Here is a 22,667-nt window from a genome sequence, read left to right as displayed (position 1 = left end):
ACAAGAACACGCGAGTTGTGATGATCGAGATTGCAGGCACCCAATATGCATTGAATGACCCTGTCTTACTGGTCGGGGGTGGCGTGGTGGCGTTGATTCTGCTGCTGCTGTTTCTGTCGTTGCGGGCGGCCAACCGCTCGGCCCGGATGGCGGAACCTTTGGCGCGGCAGATGGCGCATCTGGGTCAGCATGTTCAGCAACTGGGCCAGGGGCAGGAACAGTTGCGCGGCGGTCTTCAGCATGTCTCGGACACTCAGGCCAACGCGCAGATGCAGGTGATTCAGACGGTCGAGGCGCGTTTGGCTTCGGTCCAGCAACAGATGAATGACCGGCTGGCGGATAATGCGATGAAATCGGCGCGTGCGCTGGCCGAGATGCAGGAACGGATGAAAGAGACGTTGCATGGCTCGTCGAAACAGACGGCGACCTCGCTGACCCAATTGCAGGAACGTCTGGCCGCCATCGACAAGGCGCAGGACAATATCACCAAACTGTCAGGCGATGTGCTGTCTTTGCAGGATATCCTGTCAAACAAGCAAAGGCGCGGGATGTTCGGTGAAATCCAGCTGAACGATATCGTGTCCAAGGCGCTGCCCGCTGACAGTTATTCGTTGCAGGCCACTTTGTCGAATGGCAGGCGGGCGGATTGCCTGATTCACTTGCCGAACCCGCCGGGACCGATCGTGATCGACGCAAAGTTCCCTTTGGAGGATTTCGAGGCGCTGGCCGCTGCGCAGACGAAGGCGGATGTCGAGAGATGCCTGCGGGCCTTCGGCGCTGCGGTGAAAGTGCATATAAAGGCGATTTCCGAAAAGTACATCCTGGACGGGGAAACCGCGGACGGTGCCTTGATGTTCGTACCTTCCGAGGCGATTTACGCCGAGCTGCACGCGCGTCTGCCCGACGTCGTGCGTGAAGGGTTCGCCGCGCGGGTCTGGATCGTGTCCCCGACGACGTGCATGGCCACGTTGAATACCATGCGGGCTATCCTGAAAGACGCGCGTATGCGCGAACAGGCCGGAGCGATCCGCAAAGAGTTGGGGTTGCTGCACAAGGATGTGGACCGCCTGGGTGATCGCGTCTCGAACCTGGACCGTCATTTCGGGCAGGCGGCCAAGGATATCTCGGAAATCAAGATCAGCGCCGAAAAGGCTGGCCGACGTGCGCAGCGTTTGGACAATTTCGACTTTGAAGAAATCGAGACCAAGGCCGAAAACGGCGTTGTGCCCCTTGCTCGGCACGAAGGTTGAAATCTACTGGATGGACAGGTCCAGGTTGTACCCCACGGTTTTTCCGGTATCCCTGTCATTGCCCATCAGATAGACGCGGATCGTATAGTCTCCATCGTCGGGCAGGGTGATCCGAGCCGTATTGCCGTCAATCGATCCGTTATAGATCGCCACACCGTCGCTGCCCGGCGGCAGGATGTTGAAATAGATCACACCATTACCATTGGTGTCGCTGACCTGAAGATCGGCAAACATCTCCTGTCCGGCTTTGGCGCCCAGCGAATAGTCGAAGTACTCATCTCCTGAGATGGTTCCGCTGACCATGGTGCCAAAATTGCCGGGCTGAAACTGAACCTCGGCCGACATTTGGGCCGATGCGACGGGCGCGATTGCAACGAGAAGCACGCACACAGCAAGTCTTGCGAACATCATCTTCCTTTCAAAACACGCCGTACACGGCCCTCGCGGGCAAATTCAGATGCGCAGGAAGGGTTGGAACAGGCGTGGCATCAACTTGGTGAATTTCAACGGTGCATCCGTAACCGCCAGACAAATGCAATCTTCCGAAATGTCCGCCACAGGCGTGTGTTCCAAATCCTCGTCCGCGATCTCGACGTCGCCACGGGCGAAGCGATCCACTTCGTCCGAGAATGCGCCCTGGAGCACCATCGTCAATTCTATACCGTTGTGGCTATGATCTGGTACCGCCGTTCCGGCTGGAATGAACAGCAACCGGGCCGAGGCCTCGCTTGTGGTCGGAAGAATGGCCTGTTTCACACCCATGCCGATCGGTTTCCATCGGATATCTGAAACCGTACCGCCGACATAATCCTGCAACGGGGCCGGCAATACCGAACAGTTCGGACGCGCCGGTTTAGCTGCTGGCGCACCTTTGGAGATCAATGCCATAGTCGCGGCCAGAGATTTGTCACTCATGGCGATGGATTCAGTCTGTTCCTCCAGAACATGCCCACCCACGGCGTCGTAACTTTCCGCCCGCGCACGGCAATGGTCACACAGCGACAGATGCGTCGCGACCATCAGGTCGAATGCCTCGGGCAGACTGCCTGCGGCATATGCCATCAGCAGGTCATCTGTCAGGTGATGTTTGATCGATTTACTCATCGTACTCATCTCAGTTCATCGCATGACGCAAGCGGTCCAGCGCCAGCCTGATTCGTGATTTGATCGTTCCCAGGGGCAACCCGGTCTGAGACGCAATTTCCCGATGACTCAGATCACCGAAATACGCCTTTTCGATCAGCTCTCTCTGCGCGTCTGGCAACGCTGTCAAAGCGGTGCGAAGCTGCGCGGTTTCTTGTTGTAGCGCGATAACATCGTCCTGCTCAGGCTCGGCCTCGGGACCCCACCACAATTCTTCGGGTTCGGGGCGGCGTTGCTTTCGCAGAACGTCAATGCGCTTGTTCCGAGCAATCGTGAATACCCAAGTAGCCACTGTTGCCCGCGTCGGGTCGAACAGATGGGCTTTGTGCCACAAGGTCGCCATCACCTCCTGCGCACACTCCTCGGCCATCGTGGCGTCTGATCCTGACTTCATCAGGAACGCCTTGATTCGTGGCGCGAAGTGCTGGAACAGTTCGGCAAATGCCGCCTGATCCTGCGCGTCGCGGATGCGCCTGACGTGATCCACCCATTCGGTTCTGGTTTCGCGCCTGCCGTTACTTCCGTTCACCCGTCTACCCTTGATGCGTTTCTTTTCGCGCCGAGGCTGAAGGGCGGCCGGTTCAGCCGCAGGTTCGTCCAAGGTCACGGTATCGATCTCGGTAAACATAACCTCATTACGGCGCGTTCCCCAAGCCGGATCACTTTATCGGGACATTATGATCCAAATTGTGCAAATTGCCGTATCAGGATTACCAGCATCTGAAGGAAATCAGTGTAGTTCAAAGCATTTACGTGAAGGCCAGAAAGCAGCGGATGACGCAGAAAATAGACCATATCGCGGGTCATACCTATCACGGGCGCAAGGGTGCGATTGAAAACGCATTCCGATACTCGGTCGATTACATCCTGCTGGACCCGGAAGAAGAGCTGGACACCCCTTTGCTGTTTTCGGTTGATCGCGCGAATGTCACGAACTGGCGCACCGCCGACCATGGGGGAGAGCCGGGTCACGGGGAAGGGTCCCAATGGCTCCGCGCGCGATTTGATGAAATGTCGGTGCAACAACCGGCGCGTTTCAAGTTGCTGACGCAACCGCGCGTTTTGGGGCACGTTTTCAATCCCGTCAGTTTTTGGTTCTGTTTTGACGACAGCGATCACCTTTATGCCGTGGTGGCTGAGGTCACCAATACTTATGGCACCCGTCACAGTTACCTGTGTCACAAACCCGATTTCTCGGTCATCGAACCGACTGACAGGGTGGTGGCGGACAAGCTGATGCATGTTTCACCGTTTCAGAAAATCGAAGGCAGCTATACGTTCCGCTTCGACTATCGCGCGGATCGGGTCGGTGTCTGGATTGATTACGGCCGCGCTGATGGCGGGCTGATCGCGACGCTGACCGGCCCGCGGCAACCCCTGACCAACCGCGTGATTCTGTGGTCCTTGCTGCGGCGGCCATTCGGCGCCCGGCGAACCTTTGCACTGATCGTCTGGCAGGCGTTCAGGCTGTGGCTGAAAAAAGCCACCTTTCGCCCGTTTCGCAGGCAACCGGTACCGGACCAGCCGATTTCGCGTGCGCGGCATTAGGGCCGTTGTTTGCGTAAGATCAAAGACGCGGCTGGTGTTCGGTGATTGTGATGGCACGACAACCGCGAACACGAGGAGCTGATGCATGTTGGAAATATCGGCAAGAAAAGTCGCTCAGATTGCCATGATGGGGCGCGAGCTGAACCGGGCAGAAGGTGAAATGCGCGCCTTCATCGAACGTATGAGCGAAGACGAGCAAGCCGAACTGGTTGCCATCATGTGGATCGGCCGCGAAAGCTTTTTCCCCGAGGATCTGGCCGAAGCGATTGCCACTGCCAAGGCCGAGGCCTCGACCCCCTGCGCTGACTATCTGATCGGCACTCCGCACATGTCAGACCACCTCGAGAACGGTCTGGATGCACTGGGGATATCAGCCGAGGACGTCGAAAACGATCTGATGTGACTTGCCTGCAAAGGGGCGGTTTCTGCGACGGATCGATATTCGCGTTATCTTGATCCGCCACTGAAAGGACATGTCGCGGGCCTGGATCGAAGACTGTAATCAACGCGCCGGTCCAGCCCAAACTTTCCCTCCAATACAGTCTTAACAAACCTTAATGAACCGGTTTGGCAACGTTAAGGCAGCCTTCCCAAATTTGATGTCAGGAAGACAAAGACATTGAGTTCAGGAGGAGAAAGACATGTCACATACACAAACATTCGAAGGCCGGGGTGGCCTGCTTGACGGTCTGTTTTCAAACTATGCAGAAGCAAAGGTCGAGCATTTCCGCCGCCGGATTTTTTCGAAAACCGTGCGGGATCTGGAAAAGCTTGATGACGTACAACTGGCCGACATCGGCATCCAGCGGGATCAGATCAAAAGGCGCGCATATGAAAGTGTGTATCACAACAAGCCATACCGGCAGTGATCAAGTATTCAGCGTGCACTGAAACCCATCCCCAAAAGCCTGTCAGTGAGGTTACCAGAATGTTCGACGTCGTACCGCCGACCAATCAACCGGCTCCGGCCGCCAGCGCGCTTTTGCTGTTCGATCGTGCCATGCGGATCCGTTCGATCAGCCCTGATATTGTCCGCGCAGCCCAGCATCTGAATGCTTTGACCGATCATCAGTTGTCCGAGCTGGGCATCAACCGCAGTGATATCGAAGATACCATCCAGCGGTATATCTGAAGGCCGGGTGAGGGAAACCCGAACGAGGACAATATGCGTAAAGTACAAAAATGAAAGCCATTCCAGACAGTCTGGAATGGCTTTTTTTGGGGTCTATATACTTAACTAGCCAAGTTACCCCTTGAAATTTTCGGCTAGAATGGCTAGTTATCTTCCATACAGCAAGGAAGTGACTGATGCCGCAGCAAAAACCCGAAACACTTTCTACCTTCGAGTTCTTTCAGAAGTTCCCAGATGAGGAAGCGGCGCGCAAGTTCTTTGAAGCCCGTCGTTGGGGCGACGAGCCGGTATGTGGTCACTGCGGGTCGGTCAACGTTACCGAATGCAAAGACCACAAGCCCATGCCTTACCGCTGCAAAGACTGTCGGAAGCATTTCAGCGTCCGTACCGGCACGGTGTTGGCTGAAAGCCGCCTTCCATTGCAGAAGTGGCTTTTGGCTATCTACATGCTTACCAGCGCCCGCAAGGGCATTCCGAGCACCCAGATGGCCCGCGAATTGGGTATCACACAGAAATCAGCATGGTTCCTTGCACAGCGCATCCGCGAAACTTGGCTGAAAGGTCAGGGTGGCGGCGACATGGGCGACCGGACCCAAGTAGATGAAACCTATGTGGGCGGCAAAGAGCGCAACAAACACGCCAACAAGAAATTGCATGCTGGTCGCGGCACCGTTGGCAAGACTGCCGTTGTTGGTATTCGCGATCAGCATGGCGAGGTACGCGCTACCCCCGTCAAAAACACAACAGGCGAAACCCTGAAAGGTTTTGTGGGCCAGCACGCCCCGAAAGGCGGAACCGTGGTTACAGACAGCCACAAGGGCTATCTAGGCCTTGATCAACAAGGTTACACCCACAAGCGCGTCAATCACTCAGTAGGCGAGTACGTCCGTGACATGGCCCACACCAACGGAATAGAAAGCTTCTGGGCGCTACTCAAGCGCGGTCACTACGGCATCTATCACTACATGAGTGCCAAGCATCTGCATCGTTATGTCAACGAATTCTCGTTCCGTCACAACACTTCGCAGGTTGGCACCATGAACTTCATCAACATGACAATCGAGCAAATGGCCGACAAACGGCTTACATACAAGGGGCTGATTAATGGCTGACAAGAAAGAAGTTATCGAACCTATCGACGCGTCCTTCGACGAGGTTTTAAGCGCCGTAGCACCCAAAGCTACAGCAGTTCACAAACTGCCTGATGAAGGCGTAATCCACGATATTGAGTTCGTGGAATACACCGACCCAGGGAACCACGATCCACTCAGCTTTGCACTTGACCCCGGCACAGAGACCATTTGGGCAACGCAGGCACAAATGGCGGAGCTCTTTGGGACAAAACAGCCGAACATCTCCACCCACCTCAAGAACATCTTTGATGAGGGCGAACTTCAAGCAAAGGGCAATATCAAGAAAATCAATATTGCTGGCTCAACAAAGCCAGTAACGGTGTACAGCCTTGATACTGTAATTTCGGTTGGCTATCGCGTAAATTCTAGGGCTGCGACTCGCTTTCGTCAGTGGGCCACTCAGACACTTAAAGCATACATCGAAGAGGGGTACGTCCTAAACGACCGTGCTTTGCGCGAGTCGCCAGAGAAACTGAATCGGCTTGCGGCAGAGCTTCGCGCCCTTCGGTCCGAAGAAAAGCAAATCTATGCCAAGGTTCGTGAGTGCTTTAAGATCAGCGCCTCCGATTATGAGCCATCCTCCCAGCAAGTAAAAACTTTCTATGCACTCCTGCAAGACAAGTTCCATCACGCAGTGACGGGGCAAACGGGCGCGAAAATCATCATGGACCGAGCCGATCATCGCGAAGACAATATGGGTGTTCAGACATTCAAAGGCAGAGAGCCAACAGCAGCCGAGGTCGTTGTTGGAAAGAACTATCTCGACAAAGAAGAACTTTATCGACTCCACCTGCTTTCAGAACAGTTCTTGTTGTTTGCGGAAGCGTCTGCGTTGCGTGGACAAAAGATGACGATGGCCACGCTTCACGACAAGCTGGACCGCTTGCTGGAAGTGAACGACTACCCCGTCTTTGACGGTTGGAAGAATTTCAACAAAGGCATTGCCGAGAAGCATGCCAAGGCTGAACTAGCGCTCTACAAGAAACGCAAGAAGATCGAGGCTATGGGCATCGAGTATGACGAGGAAGCGCTTGCTGCAGGTGAATATGACGACATTCTGATAGAGGGTTAACACCAATCTGGGCCGTCGTAATCATCCGGCGGCTCAACGCCATCCCACAGCGCCGCAATTTCGGTGCAGGAGTCGAAAATATCCTGACGGAATCTTGTGTGGGAAGCACTTGCCTTAACTGCCCTATGTTCTGCCAAATCGACTGCCATACACAATCTTGGCAGTGGTTCCATCTGGCCGCCCTCTAATGCCCAAAGAAGAAGGCCTGCGGCATTTGCCAGTTCCTTATCGACTGACGATCTATCAACGCCAAATGCGTATTTCAGGATCAGCCCACCAGCGAAAGTGGTTCCTTTGTGATCTTGTGTAATTGCAGCGTCCATTGAGACATTCAATTTCACACCACTTATTCTCACCGAGAGGTTCTTCGGGGCCGGTGCGAGAGTGTATTTCTTGAATGACTTCTGCTTGAACGTATCCTGAAACGCCCGCACAGCCTGTGCTGATCTGAGGGCTTCACTTTTGTGCCAACCCGTTTCTGTTCTGGCCTTGGCGTCCATACGGTCGGCCAGAAATTCAAGATCATCATGGCCGAAGTCGGCCTTGAATAGTGACTTCTTGAGCGCGTCCCGAACTTGAGAATAAGCCGCCACTTCGACCTTCTTCGGGAACTTAGCGGACCTGATCACTCGGCCCCTCTGTGTCGCGTTTGAGGTAGCCAGATACTGAGAAATATGATTCACAGAGAACTGTGGACGACGGTTAAACCTGTAGTTGGGATCTGAAATCATGGACGATATCACTTTGGTTGCAAAACTAGACAATGACACAACGCTATACGTGTCGCCAATGCATGACCAGACATACGATGAATTCGTAGAAGCGGATAACCTCGGCGGGCCACGCGGTTACTTCATCGCTAGAGAGCGGCGCAACCAGTTCGAGATTCTCGCGAAGGCCACAAATCTTGATGCGGCTAGGGAAATATTTGGGATGCTAACGTCTGCGCACCGGGTGGCTAGTTAAGTATATAGACCCCCTTTTTTTGCATTCAGGCCGTGTGATCGACGATTTGCAGATGCTGGGCCAGCTTGTCGATTTCACCCATCCATCCCTGCACCAGCTTGGGATCGCTGGGGGCCGCGTGAACACCGGCCGGGATGGCGCGGTTCAATACGGCCTCGACCGCAAGTGAGACCGGAATCGACACCAGACGCGCCATTGCCGTGCCACGCTCGTCGCCCCAGGCATCCATGACATAGGTCTTGTGCCAGACTTCGATGCCGTCTTTCTCGGCCTTCAATCCTACGCACAACACAACACGATCAGGCTCGCCTTCGTCATAGGCGTTTTCCTCCCAGAACTGGTCCGACATCTCTTTCAGACGCGCATCCCCTTCCGGGCCGGACAGGGTTTCGATCTCGGTGAACACATCCGACCACGCATCGGCCCAGCCGTTCAGACGCAAAGTGCCGCGGACGAATTCCTTGACCGGCCAGTGATCCTCGAAATGGTACTGCGCCATGAAGGGGATCGAATCGCGGTTCGGGTAGACCTCGAAGCTTTCCGGTGTCGGCAGCGGGGCGATGTAGCTGCTGATCGCATCCCAGGGGCGGGCAACGTCCAGCGGCGCGTAATCGCGGATCGATTTCGACGGCGACCGCAGCGCTTTCAACACGCCCAGCGGCGACCAGCTGAATTTATAGCGGAACGGGTTGGGGTTCTTAGGAATGCCGCCGCAATAGGAAATGAAGCTCAGGTGGTTTTCCGGGTCGAACGCATCGGAGCCGCGGTAGTCGTCGATCAGGGCATGTGCCATCAGGTGATCGATGCCCGGGTCCAGCCCGACCTCGTTGACCAGTGCGACACCGGCCTCGCGCGCCTTGTCATCCAGCGCGCGCATCTCGGGCGCGATATACGAGGACGAGACGAAATTGGCCCCTTTCGAAATCGCCAGGTCCGCAAGCGGCACATGCCAGTCGCCCGGCAGCATCGAGACGATTACATCGCCCTTCTCCAGTACGGCGCCAAGCGCGTCGATGTCGAAGGCGCGGATGTCGTCGGTCAGGTCTCCGACCTCGGCCCTGGCCTTGTCGACGGTCCGGTTCCACACGGTGACCTTGTGGCCGCCTTCGATCAGGCGACGCAGGCCGGGAATGGCCGAGAGGCCGGTGCCACACCAATGAATGGTCATCGTTCAGAGTCCTTCAATATGCGTTTTGTAAGTTGCTTCTGCCCGCCCCCAGACACCGCTGTCCAGATCGGTCAGAGTCAGCAAGGACGGCAGCAGTTGCGCGGCATAGTCTTCCGAGCTTTCGACCGGCAGCATCGACGGCAGGTTGTCGATCGCCATCACGTCCATCACGGGGTCGGTGGCCACGCGCAGGGCGGGTTCTTGCCACGTGGTGGCGCGGTCATAGACGGGCACCGGGTTGTAGTCGCTGTCCGGGTCGCAGGCCACGTCACCGATGGCGGTCAGCTTGCGCGGGGCGGTCAATGCCTCGCGCGGGACGAAGACAGGCGTTCCGGGGCGCGCGAAGATGCAGTTCAGGAACAGGTCATGGTCGAGGATTTCCGGGAAAGGCCCACCGCCGGCGGTTTCGGCCATGTCCCACTTGGTGACCGCGACGCCCATCGCCTCACACAAGTCAGCGGCGCCGGTGCCTACACGGCCCAAAGCTCCGATGACGATGGCGCGGGGCCGGGGCGCGCCGGTGGCGTCCAATTCTGCCAGAAGTTCGGCGTTCAGCGCGTCCTTGCCGGGATAGACGCCGACAGGGCCGCAGATCTCGCCCCGTTGCTGCGCCGCCCAGGTCTTGAGCGTTACTGCTGCGCCCGCGTAGCCTGCCCAATAGCCGAATGCGGCGACCCGGCGACCATCCTCATCCACGAGGTATTCCAGATCATAAAGCGTGCCGCCGCCCGCCTTGAACCGTTCCAGCAGAGCCCGGCCCGAATGCTGGCCCTTGAAGGCATGGCCGAACATGATGTGGCGGTGGGGCAAGGGTGTACCGTCTTCGGGCAGTTCCTTGAGTCCGAAGATGATCGCGTCCAGCGGGGCCTCGGGCCAGGAATTCTCGGGCGCGATCTCGCAGCCTGCTTCCTTGTAGCCGTCCAGTGGAATGGCGCGGGCATGGCTTTCCTCGACCGTCACGCGGATGCCGGCCGCGATCAGCGCCGCGGCACCTTCCGGTGTCAGCCCAACCCGTTCTTCGTTCGGGCGCTGTTCTGCCCGGACCCAGAGATGTGTCATCATATTTCCTTTTGTCAGAGCATTCCGGCAACACGCACTGCCTGAACCGAAGGGCGCGCCTCCATCGCCTCACGGAAGGCGACGATTTTGGGAATGGCCGAAACGTCCACGCCATCGCCTTCCAGCCAGCTGCACACCACATACAGATAGGCATCGGCCAGCGAGAACGCCTCGCCCAGCACAAATGGACCACGCAGGCCGTTCGACGAGATATAATCGCAGGACGCGGTCATCGTCTGCGCGACCTTGTCTTTCATGTCTTTCCAGCTGGATTTCTTGTCGGCCCAGCGGTGCCCGCGCATCTTGTGCGCGTGGTTCACATGCATGGTCGAGGCAAGGTAGAACATCACTTCGCGCATCCGGGCAGCCATCACCGGATCAGCCGGCACCAGCCCGGCCTCGGGGGCCTTGGCTGAAACGAATTCCAGCAGGGCTCCGGTTTCAGTCAGGATGCCGCCATCCACCACCAGCGCCGGAACGCGGCCTTTTGGGTTTATTTGCTTGTAAGCTGGTTTCGTCTGTTCGCCCCCGGCGAAGTCGAGCTTGACCGCTTCGTATTCCAGCCCGGCCTCTTCCAGTGCGATCGCAACAGCGACCGAGATGGTACGGGGTGCATAGTAGAGCTGCATCAGGCGTCTCCGATCTGGTTACAGGTGGGTCTGCGCGAACTGCCGATCGGGGGCTTCCAGATGCGGAACGGCATTGAAAAGAACCGGGCTCAGCTGAGCACCAATCGGATGCAGACGATGCATCGACGTGTTCATGATGGCAAGGGCCACCCGTGCCATTGACGGGATATCCAACCCCATCGCCTGCCGCACCGCCATCGAAATCAACCCGCCCGAGGTCACGACGATCGCCGGTCCGCCCTCGGTCCCGATCTCGTGCAGCGCGTCGCGCACGCGCGTCTCGAATTCTTCGAAGGTTTCCGGCGGGTTCTTGATTTCGCCATTGGCCCAGGCCGCAAATGTTCTGGGCAGGTGTTCGACGAAACCTTCGCGGTCGGTGGGGATCGCGACGCCGTGTTGGTCCTCGAACAGTTGCGCCAGCGTGAAATACTCGATCTCGTTCAGTCGCGCGTCACGGATTGGCTCGTGCAATCCCATGCTGTCCGCCGTCTCGGCGTGACGGGTCAGGGTGCCGCAATAGACCCGGGCATAGTGGCTGCGGGTGTCACGCAGATGCGCCCCCAGCCAGCGCGCCTGCTGATGCCCCAAGTCGCTGAGCCTGTCATAGCTTGCCTCGTCCCGTGCCGTTGTGTTTGCCTGCCCGTGACGCACCAATGTGATATGTGACATGTCGGTCCCTCTTGCGCCGAAGTCTTAGGGCAGGTTCCCCTCTGGTGCCAGAGGGGTTTCACGCCTGTCAAAAAAAACCTCGCTCCTTTTCTGTTTCTGGCTATGGTTCGCCTCGAACAAACCTTCGGAGGGGTTTATGACCGTCGATCACACGCGTTTTCTGACCGACCTGCATAAGTTACGTGAATTCGGTGCCGCGGGAGTGGGCAAGGGGGTTGTCCGCCCTGCCTATTCCGACGTGGATATCGCTGCGCGCCAGTGGCTTGCCGGACGTATGTGCGAAGCGGGCCTGACCCCGCAGTTTGACCCGGTGGGAAACCTGTTCGGATTGGCGTCCGGTCCTTCGCTGCTGATGGGATCACATTCCGACAGTCAGCCCGAAGGCGGCTGGCTGGACGGTGCCCTGGGCGTCATTGCCGCGCTGGAAGTCGCACGTTCCGTCGACCGTCCCATTTCAGTTGTCAGCTTTCAGGACGAAGAGGGGCGGTTTGGCGTGACCACAGGTTCTGCTGTCTGGTCGGGCGGGTTGTCTCTGGAAAAAGCCGATGTGTTGACCGATGGGGCCGGAGTCAGCTTTGGCCAGGCCCGATCCTCCATGGCAGACTTGTCCCAGGGCTTCGTGGACCCGTCCCGTTTCGATGGCTTCATAGAGATGCATATCGAACAGGGCCCCTCTCTGGACGCGTCCGGAGATCAGATCGGAGTTGTCACGGATATCGTTGGCATCCGCGATATGTCGATCACCTTCGAAGGTCAGCAGAACCACGCCGGCACCACCCCCATGCACCTGCGCCGCGACGCATTTCAGGCCCTGTCCCTGTTCAACACCCGGCTCAATGAGAGGTTTCGCAATGTCGTCACACCGCAGACGGTCTGGACCATCGGGCGGGTCAACCTGCATCCAAACGCTTCGTCCATCGTGCCGGGGCGGGCTCGGTTCTCGATGCAATGGCGCGATGCTGATGTAGACCGTTTGGCCCGGATGGAGGAGATCATCCGGGCGACAGCACAAGAAACCGCTGAGCAACTGGGGATGAGTTTGGATTACGGCCCCATGCTTGGGCTGGATCCCGTTGCCATGGATCCGACCTTGCGCCGCGCTCTTGAACGCGGTGCGGAACAGGTCGCACCGGGTCGGTGGCGCAGAATGCCCTCGGGGGCCTTGCACGATGCCACCAACGTGTCTCGCCTGATGCCGGTCGCGATGTTGTTCACGCCCTCGATCGACGGAATCAGCCATGATTTTGCAGAAGATACGGCAGAGGTCGATTTGATTGCGGGGCTAGAAACTCTAGTGCGTGCCGTACGGTCTCTCTCTGTCTAAACGCCACTTTGCAACGAAAAATCCCGAAGAAGGTGTTGCATCGACGGTGAAATCCTCCCCCCGGCATTCGGTCGGGCGCCGGGGATTTCATGCGATGGAAACGAGGGTTGTTGCCTAACGGAAAATAGTTTCCTATAGGAACATTCATGATGCATGCGTCTGTATACCGCCTCTTCTTCGGATCGGTGTTTCACTAGAAACCGGGTGGAATCATTGCATTCTATGCGGCTTGGGGCAGACTGACGGTTATGCATTTTGACCTTTGGATAATCGGAAGTTGACCGGATCATGACCACACCGAAGCGCACGCCGTTGTATGACCTTCACGTCGAGCTTGGCGGCAAGATGGTTGATTTTGCGGGTTGGGAGATGCCTGTTCAGTATCCTTTGGGGATCATGGGGGAGCATAAGCAGTGCCGGGAGAAGGCGGCGGTGTTTGATGTGTCTCACATGGGTCAGGTGATCCTGCGCGGTGAGAATGTGGGTGAGAAGCTGGAAGCTTTGTGCCCGCAGGCCTATGCGACGCTGAAGGAAGGCAAGGCGCGTTACGGGTTCTTCACCAATGCCGAAGGCGGGATCATGGATGATCTGATCGTGTCGAATGCGGGGGATCACTATTTTGTGGTGGTGAACGCGGCGCTGCGCCATCAGGACATTCCGCATATGAAAGCGAACCTTGACGGCGTCGACGTGACCGAGATCTTCGACCGTGCGCTGGTTGCGGTCCAAGGTCCTGCGGCGGAAAACGTGGTGGGGGAACTCTGCCCTGCCGCCCGCGACCTGAAGTTCATGGAAACCACCGTGGCCGATATCAACGGTGTCGAGTGCCGCATCTCGCGGCTGGGCTATACCGGCGAGGACGGGTACGAGATCTCGATCCCCGAGGACAAGGCGATCGAGATCACACAGGCCTTCCTGGCGCATGAGGATTGCGAGGCCGCCGGTCTGGGCGCGCGCGACAGCCTGCGGCTTGAGGCGGGGCTGTGCCTTTATGGCAATGACATCGACCAGAGCACCTCGCCGATTGAGGCCTCGTTGGCCTGGGCGATCCAGAAGCGCCGCAAGGAAGAAGGTGGTTTTCCGGGTGCGGAGCGTATCCAGCGCGAACTGGCCGAGGGCGCATCGCGCAAGCTGGTGGGCATCAAGCCCGACGGCCGCGCGCCGGCGCGTCAGGGCGTGGAAGTGCAATGCCTTGAGGGCAACAGCATCGGTCAGATCACCTCGGGCAGCTTTGGCCCGACGGTGGGTGGCCCGATCGCGATGGGCTATGTGTCCGCGGGCCATGGCGCGCCGGGCGAGAAGGTGAACCTGATCATCCGGGGCAAGGCGCAACCGGCGCAGATCGTGGCGCTGCCCTTCGTCAAACAGAATTACAAGCGTTGAAGTCAGGAGAGAGAGACATGGCAACCTATTATTCCGAAGAGCATGAATGGCTGAGCGTCGAAGGCGACACCGCCACGCTGGGCATCACCAAACACGCGGCTGAACAGCTGGGTGAGGTGGTCTTCGTCGAGCAGCAGGAAGCGGGCGACGAGTTCGAGAAAGACGGCGAGATCGGTGTGATCGAATCCGTCAAGGCGGCCTCGGAACTCTATGCACCGGTCGATGGTGAGATCGTCGAGGTGAACGAGGCGCTGGCCGACAATCCCGGCGCGCTGAACGAAGACCCCGAGGGCGAGGCCTGGATCTACAAGATCAAGATCAGTGACGCGTCGCAGCTCGAGGATCTGATGGACGAAGCCGGATACAAGGCCTTCATCGGGTAAACCCGGCGGCGGGTCCTTGCGCGGATCCACCTCTTCATCTTTCACTCGGAGCCGCTGATTTGGGGCTCCGCCCGTTCGGGCCTGAAACTGTCCCCCGGACAGTTTCCAAGACGGCCCTTACCCCCGCCGGAGGCTCCCGCAGCCTCCGCCGGCCCTGACCTATCCATGGGAGCGCTGCAATGGCCTTCAAACTGACCGACTACGAAGCCTATGATTTTGCCAACCGCCGCCATATCGGTCCCAGCCCGACCGAGATGCGCGACATGCTCAAGGTGATCGGCTTCAAGACGCTGGACGAGCTGATCGACGCCACCGTCCCACCGGCGATCCGGCAGAAACAGCCGCTGGACTGGGGTCCGGCGATGACGGAACGCGATGCGCTTTTCCACATGAAACAGGTGGCGGGGAAGAACAAGGTTCTGACCTCGCTGATCGGTCAGGGCTATTACGGCACCACCACGCCTGCGCCGATCCTGCGCAACATCCTGGAAAACCCGGCCTGGTACACCGCCTACACGCCGTACCAGCCCGAGATCAGCCAGGGCCGGCTTGAGGCGCTGTTGAACTTCCAGACCATGGTCAGCGACCTGACCGGGCTCGATGTGGCCAACGCCTCGCTGCTGGACGAGGCGACCGCGGCGGCCGAGGCGATGGCGATGGCCAAGCGCGGCGGCCGGTCCAAGGCCAACAACGCGGCCTTCTTCGTCGACAAGAACTGCCACCCGCAGACCATCGCGGTGATCAAGACCCGGGCCGAGCCTCTGGGCATCGACGTGCAGGTCGCCGACCCGGATCAGCTGGACGCGGGCGCGGTATTCGGCGCGATCTTCCAGTATCCGGGCACCTATGGCCATGTGCGCGACTTCACCGCCGAGATCGCGGCGCTGCATGAACACAAGGCCATCGCCATCGTCGCCGCCGACATCCTGTCGCTGGCGCTGCTGAAGTCACCGGGCGAGATGGGCGCGGACATTGCCATCGGCTCGACCCAGCGCTTTGGCGTGCCGATGGGCTATGGCGGCCCGCACGCCGCCTACATGGCCACCACCGACAAGCTGAAGCGATCCATGCCGGGCCGGATCATCGGTGTGTCCATCGACAGCCGCGGCAACAAGGCCTACCGCCTGTCGTTGCAGACCCGCGAGCAGCACATCCGCCGCGAGAAGGCGAACTCGAACGTCTGCACCGCGCAGGCGCTGCTGGCGGTGATTGCCTCGATGTATGCGGTCTATCACGGCCCCGACGGCATCAAGGCGATCGCGCAATCGGTGCACCGCAAGACCTCGCGTCTGGCTGCCGGTCTGGAAGAGGCGGGCTTCTCGGTCGAACCCGAGGTGTTCTTCGACACCATCACGGTCGAGGTCGGCCACCTGCAGAAGACGGTGATGGAGGCCGCCGTGGCGCGCGGCGTCAACCTGCGCAAGGTGGGCGAGACCCGCGTCGGCATCAGCCTGGACGAACAGACCCGCCCCGAGACGATCGAGGCGGTCTGGGGCGCCTTCGGCATCGACCGCAAGGATGACAGCTCGAACAAGCAATACCGCCTGCCGGATTATGCGCTGCGTGAAAGCGCCTATCTGACCCACCCGATCTTCCACCAGAACCGGGCCGAGGCCGAGATCACCCGCTATATGCGTCGTCTGGCCGACCGCGACCTGGCGCTGGACCGGGCGATGATCCCGCTGGGATCGTGCACCATGAAGCTGAACGCCACGATCGAGATGATCCCGGTCACCTGGCCCGAGTTCAGCAACCTGCACCCGTTTGTTCCGCAGGATCAGGCGCAGGGCTATCACGAGATGATCGCCGATCTGAACGACAAGCTGTGCCAGATCACCGGCTATGACGCGATCAGCCAACAGCCCAACTCGGGCGCGCAGGGCGAATATGCGGGCCTCTTGACCATCCGCAACTATCACTTTGCGCGCGGCGAAGGGCACCGCAATGTCTGCCTGATCCCGACCTCGGCCCATGGCACCAACCCGGCCTCGGCGCAGATGGTGGGCTGGCAGGTCGTGCCGGTGCAGGCGGATGAGAACGGCAATATCGATGTCGCCGACTTCCGCGCCAAAGCGGAAAAGCACTCCGATCATCTGGCCGCCTGCATGATCACCTACCCGTCGACCCATGGCGTGTTCGAGACCACCGTGCAGGAGGTCTGCCAGATCACCCATGATCACGGCGGTCAGGTCTATATCGACGGCGCCAACATGAACGCCATGGTGGGCCTGTCGCGCCCCGGCGATATCGGCGGCGATGTCAGCCACCTGAACCTGCACAAGACCTTCTGCATCCCGCATGGCGGCGGTGGTCCCGGCATGGGTCCGATCGGCGTCAAGGCGCATCTGGCCGAGCACCTGCCCGGGCACCCGGAATACGGCACCGCCGTGGGTCCGGTCTCGGCGGCGCCCTTCGGCTCGCCCTCGATCCTGCCCGTGTCCTGGGCCTATGTGCTGCTGATGGGCGGCGCGGGTCTGACCCAGGCGACCAAGGTGGCGATCCTGAACGCCAACTACATCGCGGCGCGGCTCAAGGATGCCTATCCGATCCTCTACACCTCGGAAACGGGGCGTGTGGCGCATGAATGCATCCTCGACACCCGGCCGCTGGACGCCGAGGCGCATGTCACCGTCGATGACGTGGCCAAGCGCCTGATCGATTCAGGCTTCCACGCGCCGACGATGAGCTGGCCGGTGGCCGGAACCCTGATGGTGGAGCCGACCGAGTCCGAGCCCATGGCCGAGCTGGATCGTTTCTGCGATGCCATGCTGTCGATCCGGGCGGAAGCACAGGACATCATCGATGGCAAGATCGACGCGGAAAACAACCCGCTGAAAAACGCCCCCCACACGGTGCGCGATCTGGTCGGCGACTGGGACCGCCCCTACACCCGCGAACAAGCCTGCTTCCCGCCGGGTTCCATGGGCGTCGACAAATACTGGTCCCCCGTCAACCGCGTCGACAACGCATATGGCGACAGAAACCTCGTCTGCACATGCCCCCCAATGGACGCATACGAAGACGCCGCGGAATAACATCAAAAAACCCCGCCGAGTTTCGGCGGGGTTTTTCGCCAATAGGAAACTCATGTTCTGATTTGTGCCCTTTTTGGATGTCGTTTTTACCCAGCGAAGCGTCTTTTTCGCTTGCTGCGGGTGCGAAGGGCCCATAGCTCTTTGCGTGGGACACCCCTCCCCAACGAGGGGCGTGTATCTGGAAGGGTAATACAGATGAGTACTCAAAAACCGGCGACGCGGCCGGCCAATCCGCGTTTTTCCTCGGGCCCTTGCGCCAAACCCCCCACATTTGATCTGACCAAACTGGCCGATGCGGCCTTGGGACGCTCGCACCGTGCCGCTGTTGGCAAGGACAAGCTGAAAGCGGCCATCGAAGGTACGCGCGAGGTGCTTGGCATTCCGGCAGATTACAGGATCGGCATTGTTCCCGCCTCGGACACGGGCGCGGTTGAGATGGCTCTTTGGTCGCTATTGGGCGAACGCAAGGTCGAGATGCTGGCGTGGGAAAGCTTTGGGTCCGGTTGGGTGACCGATGTGGTCAAGCAGCTTAAGATCGACGCCGAGGTGAAGACCGCCGATTACGGACAGATCGTGGATCTGGCATCGGTCGATTTCGCCAATGACGTCGTATTTACCTGGAATGGCACGACTTCGGGCGTGCGCGTACCGAATGGCGATTGGATCGCCGATGATCGTCAGGGTCTGACGATCTGCGACGCAACCTCGGCTGCCTTTGCGATGGACCTGCCCTGGGACAAGCTGGATGTGACCACCTTCAGCTGGCAGAAAGTTCTGGGCGGTGAGGCCGCGCATGGGATGCTGATCCTGTCGCCGCGCGCCGTTGAACGTCTGGAGAGCTACACCCCTGCATGGCCGCTGCCGAAGATCTTCCGCCTGACCAAGGGTGGCAAGCTGATCGAAGGCATCTTCACGGGGGCGACGATCAACACGCCGTCGATGCTGGCGGTTGAGGATTATCTGTTTGCACTGGATTGGGCGCGCTCGGTGGGCGGTCTGAAGGGCCTTATTGCCCGCGCGAACGCCAATGCCGATGCCGTGCATGCGTTCTGCGACCGGAACGACTGGATCGAAAACCTGGCCGAAAACGCAGCGTCGCGGTCGAACACATCCGTCTGTCTGAAATTCACCGACGCCCGAATTCAGGACGGCGCAAGCTTTGCCAAGGCCGTGGCCAAACGGCTGGAGTCCGAGAATATCGCGCTGGACATCGGTGCCTATCGTGACGCGCCTGCGGGCTTGCGGATCTGGTGCGGCGGTACGGTCGAGACCTCGGATATCGAAGCGATGCTGCCTTGGCTGGCATGGGCCTTTGAGGCCGAAATCGCGGCGCAAACAGAAGCCGCCTGATCGCATCCCATCTTCACCGGGCCGCATCGGCCCGGACCTTTCAATACATTCAAGGACCACAAACATGGCTCCCAAAGTACTCGTTTCCGACAAACTCAGCGAAACCGCCGTTCAGATTTTCCGTGATCGCGGCATCGACGTGGATTTCATGCCTGATCTGGGCAAGGACAAGGACAAGTTGGCCGAGGTGATCGGCCAGTATGACGGTCTTGCCATCCGCTCGGCCACCAAGGTCACGCCGACCATTCTGGAAAAAGCCGACAAGCTGAAGGTGATCGGCCGCGCCGGAATCGGCACTGACAATATCGACAAGGAAGCAGCGTCGAAAAAAGGTGTGATCGTGATGAACACGCCATTCGGCAACATGATCACCACTGCCGAACACGCCATTGCAATGATGTTTGCCGTGGCGCGGCAGATCCCCGAGGCCTCGACTTCGACCCATGCGGGCAAGTGGGAAAAGTCCAAATTCATGGGGATCGAGCTGACGAACAAGACGCTCGGCGTCATTGGTGCGGGGAATATCGGTGGCATCGTGTGCGAGCGCGCGCTTGGCCTGAAGATGAAAGTCATCGCCTATGATCCCTATTTGGGCGAAGAGAAAGCCGCCAAGATGGGCGTGGAAAAGGTAGAGCTGGACGAGTTGCTGTCACGCGCCGACTTCATCACCCTGCACGTGCCGCTGACGGATCAGACCCGCAGTATTCTGAGCCGTGAAAACCTTGCCAAAACCAAGAAAGGCGTGCGCATCATCAACTGCGCTCGGGGCGGTCTGGTCGATGAGGATGCCTTGGCCGAGGCGCTGCAATCCGGTCACGTTGCGGGCGCCGCGTTTGACGTGTTCAGTGAAGAACCCGCCAAGGACAACCCCCTGTTCAACCTGCCCAACGTGGTCTGCACGCCGCATCTTGGTGCGGCAACGACTGAAGCGCAGGAGAATGTGGCGCTGCAAGTGGCCGAGCAGATCTCGAATTATCTGCTGACAGGTGCGGTCGAGAACGCTTTGAACATGCCCAGTGTGACGGCGGAAGAAGCCAAGGTGATGGGGCCGTGGATCAAGCTGGCCGGCCATCTGGGCAGCTTCATCGGCCAGATGACGGATGAGCCGGTCAAGGCGATCAATATCCTGTATGATGGTGTGGCCGCTGAAATGAATCTGGCGGCGTTGAACTGCTCGGTGGTCGCCGGGATCATGAAGAAGTTCAACCCCGAGGTGAACATGGTGTCGGCCCCGGTTGTCGCCAAGGAACGTGGGATCAAGATCTCGACCACCAATCAGGACAAATCGGGTGCCTTCGAAGGCTATATCAAAGTTACCGTTGTGACCGACAAGCGCGAGCGTTCCATCGGTGGCACCGTGTTCAGCGACGGCAAGCCGCGGTTCATCCAGATCAAGGGCATCAATATCGACGCCGAGGTCGGTGCCCATATGCTCTACACCACCAACGAAGACGTGCCGGGCATCATCGGTGCTTTGGGGCAGACCATGGGCGAAAACAACGTCAACATCGCGAACTTTACCCTTGGTCGATCCGAGGCCGGCGGAGAAGCGATTGCGTTGCTTTATGTCGACGAACCCGTTCCGGCCGAGGCACGCGCCAAGCTGGCGGAAACGGGTCTGTTCACGCAGATCAAGCCGCTGGAATTTGATGTCACCTGACGTGGCCTGTTGAGTTTGAGAAACAGTTCAGGACCCGGTTGACCGAAGGCCCGGGTCCTTTGTTTTCTCGGGCTGCAATCTGCGGCACAAGCGAGCTGAACCCTACCGTCGGAGGATCTATGACACAGCCTGTCTACGTTGTTGGTGATCTGCACGGGCAGGTGGCCGAGCTGGAACGTGCGCTGTCTCTGATCCGGGGCGATGGCGGCCCGGACGCCCAGATCGTGTTTCTGGGTGATTACGTGGATCGCGGCCCTGACAGCCGCGGGCTGATCGAGCGTCTGATTGCCGGGCGCGATGCGGGCCTGAACTGGGTCACTCTGCTGGGCAACCATGATCGCATGTTCGCCTGGTTCATGGAGGATACGCCGCGTCACGATCCGCATTTGCTTGTCGGTTATCATTGGCTGCATGAAAGGCTGGGTGGGGTCGAGACCCTGCGCAGTTATGGGGTGGAATTCGAAGGCCAGATTCGCCTGGAAGATCTGCATCAGATGGCGCAGGCGGCGGTGCCGAAATCGCACCTGACCTTTTTGCGAGATCTGGTTCTGATGCATCAGACGCCCGAGCTTGCCTTTGTTCACGCAGGCATTCGCCCGGGCGTACCGCTCAACGCGCAGCGCGACAACGACCTGGTCTGGATCAGGCAGGATTTTCATGCCCATCGGGGCCCGCATCCCAAGCTGATCGTGCATGGCCATACTCCGGTAGACCGGGCAACGCATTATGGAAATCGCGTCAATCTGGACACAGGTGCCGGATATGGGCGCCCGGTGGGTGTCGCGGTGTTCGAAGGGCAGACCTGCTGGGAATTGACCGATCAGGGCCGTTTGCCGTTGACCCCCTAGATCACCTCGCCCGGCCAAGAAATTTGGAGATTGAAGATGTATGTCGCCACTTTGCTGACCAATCCGGCAGCGCCTTCGCTGGACAGCGCATTGCCCGAATCATTGCGCAATGCGTGGGGTGGCGGGGACATCCTCTGGCTCAACCCGGATGAGGCGGCAGAGTTCGAGTTGAACGCCATCCCCGACAATCGCTGGGACGTTTGGGCGGACCTGCAAGGGATGGGGGTGGACCTGATCGTGCAACCTGTGCAAGGACGGCGCAAACAGATGCTGCTGGCCGATATGGACAGCACGATGATCCAGCAGGAATGTATCGACGAACTGGCGGATGAGGCCGGCGTCGGCGACCGGGTCAAGGACATAACGGCCCGCGCCATGAACGGAGAGCTTGATTTCGAAGGCGCCCTGATTGAGCGGGTTGGTTTGCTTAAGAATCTGGATGAAAGCGTCATCGGCAAAGTTCTGCGGGAACGGATCACCCTGATGCCCGGAGGCAGGGAATTGCTGGCGACGATGCGGGCCAACGGGGCCTATACAGCATTGGTATCCGGTGGCTTTACGGCCTTTACCGCCCGGGTGGCAGAGCTTTTGGGGTTCGATGAAAACCGTGCCAACATTTTGCTGGCGGAAGATGGCAAGCTGACCGGAGACGTCGCGCGTCCTATTCTGGGGCGTCAGGCCAAGGTCGAAGCGCTGGCGCAGATTTCAACGCGTCGGGGCCTGTCGGAAAGTGACGTGATCGCCGTGGGTGACGGGGCCAATGACCTTGGAATGCTTGGCCGGGCCGGGACCGGGGTTGCCCTTCATGCCAAGCCGTCCGTGGCCGCACAATGTGATGTGCGGGTGAATCACGGCGACCTGACGGCGCTGCTTTACCTGCAAGGCTATAGCCGCGCCGATTTCGTAGGCGGCTGA

The 22,667-nt window shown here is 59.0% G+C and carries 24 protein-coding genes; 16 read left to right on the top strand and 8 right to left on the bottom strand.

What is annotated here, in order from left to right:
• Positions 1-20: 20 nt before the first annotated feature.
• Positions 21-1,250: a DNA recombination protein RmuC gene (locus FIU92_RS14870; RefSeq protein ID WP_152459353.1), complete on the top strand. Its 1,230-nt coding sequence runs from the start codon at positions 21-23 to the stop codon at positions 1,248-1,250.
• A 3-nt stretch (positions 1,251-1,253) separates the two neighbouring features.
• Here the strand turns inward: FIU92_RS14870 and FIU92_RS14865 are convergent, their stop codons facing one another.
• The 3 genes from FIU92_RS14865 to FIU92_RS14855 are packed head-to-tail and all read right to left on the bottom strand — an operon-like array spanning position 1,254 to position 3,021.
• The gene (locus tag FIU92_RS14865) at positions 1,254-1,661 is read right to left on the bottom strand and encodes a hypothetical protein (protein ID WP_254705317.1); all 408 of its coding nucleotides are present in this window, start codon (positions 1,659-1,661) and stop codon (positions 1,254-1,256) included.
• Between the two features lie 42 nt (positions 1,662-1,703).
• The gene (locus tag FIU92_RS14860; RefSeq protein WP_152459352.1) at positions 1,704-2,354 is read right to left on the bottom strand and encodes a ChrR family anti-sigma-E factor; all 651 of its coding nucleotides are present in this window, start codon (positions 2,352-2,354) and stop codon (positions 1,704-1,706) included.
• A gap of 10 nt (positions 2,355-2,364) precedes the next feature.
• Positions 2,365-3,021, bottom strand: a complete 657-nt coding sequence (locus FIU92_RS14855) for a sigma-70 family RNA polymerase sigma factor (protein ID WP_152459351.1) — start codon at positions 3,019-3,021, stop codon at positions 2,365-2,367.
• Between the two features lie 146 nt (positions 3,022-3,167).
• On the opposite strand from FIU92_RS14855, the gene FIU92_RS14850 reads away from it, so the two are divergent.
• From FIU92_RS14850 to rhuM, 6 genes are all read left to right on the top strand, one after another.
• On the top strand, positions 3,168-3,941 hold the full coding sequence (locus tag FIU92_RS14850) for a DUF1365 domain-containing protein (protein ID WP_152459350.1): 774 nt from the start codon (positions 3,168-3,170) through the stop codon (positions 3,939-3,941).
• 85 nt (positions 3,942-4,026) lie between these two features.
• Positions 4,027-4,344, top strand: coding sequence for a DUF3775 domain-containing protein (locus tag FIU92_RS14845; protein ID WP_152459349.1), 318 nt, complete (start codon positions 4,027-4,029; stop codon positions 4,342-4,344).
• Between the two features lie 238 nt (positions 4,345-4,582).
• A complete protein-coding gene (locus FIU92_RS14840; protein WP_152459348.1) occupies positions 4,583-4,810 on the top strand; it encodes a DUF1127 domain-containing protein in 228 nt (75 codons plus the stop codon).
• A 59-nt stretch (positions 4,811-4,869) separates the two neighbouring features.
• Positions 4,870-5,073 (top strand): DUF1127 domain-containing protein, encoded by a 204-nt coding sequence (locus tag FIU92_RS14835; RefSeq protein WP_152459347.1) that lies wholly within the window; start codon positions 4,870-4,872, stop codon positions 5,071-5,073.
• A 176-nt stretch (positions 5,074-5,249) separates the two neighbouring features.
• Entirely contained in the window at positions 5,250-6,185 is a 936-nt protein-coding gene (locus tag FIU92_RS14830) for an IS1595 family transposase (RefSeq protein WP_152459346.1), read from the top strand.
• The gene (gene rhuM, locus FIU92_RS14825; RefSeq protein WP_152459345.1) at positions 6,178-7,278 is read left to right on the top strand and encodes a RhuM family protein; all 1,101 of its coding nucleotides are present in this window, start codon (positions 6,178-6,180) and stop codon (positions 7,276-7,278) included. Before FIU92_RS14830 ends, rhuM begins: the two co-directional genes overlap by 8 nt.
• Here the strand turns inward: rhuM and FIU92_RS14820 are convergent.
• Positions 7,275-8,009, bottom strand: a complete 735-nt coding sequence (locus FIU92_RS14820; protein ID WP_172978504.1) for a hypothetical protein — start codon at positions 8,007-8,009, stop codon at positions 7,275-7,277. The two genes, rhuM and FIU92_RS14820, sit on opposite strands and share 4 nt — an antisense overlap.
• Between FIU92_RS14820 and FIU92_RS14815 the strand changes: the two genes are divergently transcribed.
• Positions 8,008-8,244, top strand: coding sequence for a hypothetical protein (locus FIU92_RS14815; RefSeq protein ID WP_152459343.1), 237 nt, complete (start codon positions 8,008-8,010; stop codon positions 8,242-8,244). The two genes, FIU92_RS14820 and FIU92_RS14815, sit on opposite strands and share 2 nt — an antisense overlap.
• Before the next feature lie 25 nt (positions 8,245-8,269).
• On the opposite strand, the gene FIU92_RS14810 is transcribed toward FIU92_RS14815, so the two are convergent.
• The 4 genes from FIU92_RS14810 to FIU92_RS14795 are packed head-to-tail and all read right to left on the bottom strand — an operon-like array spanning position 8,270 to position 11,769.
• On the bottom strand, positions 8,270-9,412 hold the full coding sequence (locus FIU92_RS14810; RefSeq protein WP_152459342.1) for a saccharopine dehydrogenase family protein: 1,143 nt from the start codon (positions 9,410-9,412) through the stop codon (positions 8,270-8,272).
• 3 nt (positions 9,413-9,415) lie between these two features.
• Complete coding sequence (locus FIU92_RS14805; RefSeq protein WP_152459341.1) at positions 9,416-10,471, bottom strand: saccharopine dehydrogenase; 1,056 nt, start codon at positions 10,469-10,471, stop codon at positions 9,416-9,418.
• A gap of 14 nt (positions 10,472-10,485) precedes the next feature.
• Complete coding sequence (locus FIU92_RS14800) at positions 10,486-11,100, bottom strand: glutathione S-transferase family protein (RefSeq protein ID WP_152459340.1); 615 nt, start codon at positions 11,098-11,100, stop codon at positions 10,486-10,488.
• Between the two features lie 18 nt (positions 11,101-11,118).
• On the bottom strand, positions 11,119-11,769 hold the full coding sequence (locus FIU92_RS14795; protein WP_152459339.1) for a histidine phosphatase family protein: 651 nt from the start codon (positions 11,767-11,769) through the stop codon (positions 11,119-11,121).
• A gap of 136 nt (positions 11,770-11,905) precedes the next feature.
• Between FIU92_RS14795 and FIU92_RS14790 the strand changes: the two genes are divergently transcribed.
• The 8 genes from FIU92_RS14790 to serB all read left to right on the top strand — a co-directional run bounded on the left by FIU92_RS14790 (position 11,906) and on the right by serB (position 22,667).
• A complete protein-coding gene (locus tag FIU92_RS14790) occupies positions 11,906-13,093 on the top strand; it encodes a Zn-dependent hydrolase (RefSeq protein WP_152459338.1) in 1,188 nt (395 codons plus the stop codon).
• 285 nt (positions 13,094-13,378) lie between these two features.
• Positions 13,379-14,476, top strand: a complete 1,098-nt coding sequence (gene gcvT / locus FIU92_RS14785) for a glycine cleavage system aminomethyltransferase GcvT (protein WP_152459337.1) — start codon at positions 13,379-13,381, stop codon at positions 14,474-14,476.
• A 17-nt stretch (positions 14,477-14,493) separates the two neighbouring features.
• Complete coding sequence (gene gcvH / locus FIU92_RS14780) at positions 14,494-14,859, top strand: glycine cleavage system protein GcvH (RefSeq protein ID WP_152459336.1); 366 nt, start codon at positions 14,494-14,496, stop codon at positions 14,857-14,859.
• A gap of 179 nt (positions 14,860-15,038) precedes the next feature.
• Positions 15,039-17,894, top strand: a complete 2,856-nt coding sequence (gcvP, locus tag FIU92_RS14775) for an aminomethyl-transferring glycine dehydrogenase (RefSeq protein WP_152459335.1) — start codon at positions 15,039-15,041, stop codon at positions 17,892-17,894.
• 195 nt (positions 17,895-18,089) lie between these two features.
• On the top strand, positions 18,090-19,244 hold the full coding sequence (locus FIU92_RS14770) for a phosphoserine transaminase (RefSeq protein ID WP_152459334.1): 1,155 nt from the start codon (positions 18,090-18,092) through the stop codon (positions 19,242-19,244).
• A gap of 64 nt (positions 19,245-19,308) precedes the next feature.
• The gene (gene serA, locus FIU92_RS14765) at positions 19,309-20,904 is read left to right on the top strand and encodes a phosphoglycerate dehydrogenase (protein WP_152459333.1); all 1,596 of its coding nucleotides are present in this window, start codon (positions 19,309-19,311) and stop codon (positions 20,902-20,904) included.
• 119 nt (positions 20,905-21,023) lie between these two features.
• Positions 21,024-21,752 carry a metallophosphoesterase family protein gene (locus FIU92_RS14760; RefSeq protein ID WP_152459332.1) on the top strand — a complete coding sequence of 243 codons (729 nt, stop codon included), beginning with the start codon at positions 21,024-21,026 and terminating at the stop codon, positions 21,750-21,752.
• A gap of 36 nt (positions 21,753-21,788) precedes the next feature.
• Positions 21,789-22,667, top strand: a complete 879-nt coding sequence (gene serB, locus FIU92_RS14755) for a phosphoserine phosphatase SerB (protein WP_152459331.1) — start codon at positions 21,789-21,791, stop codon at positions 22,665-22,667.

Source organism: Ruegeria sp. THAF33 (assembly GCF_009363615.1).
Lineage (GTDB): Bacteria > Pseudomonadota > Alphaproteobacteria > Rhodobacterales > Rhodobacteraceae > Ruegeria.
Note: the sequence above shows the minus strand (reverse complement) of the source record. Positions and strands in the feature narration are given on the sequence as shown.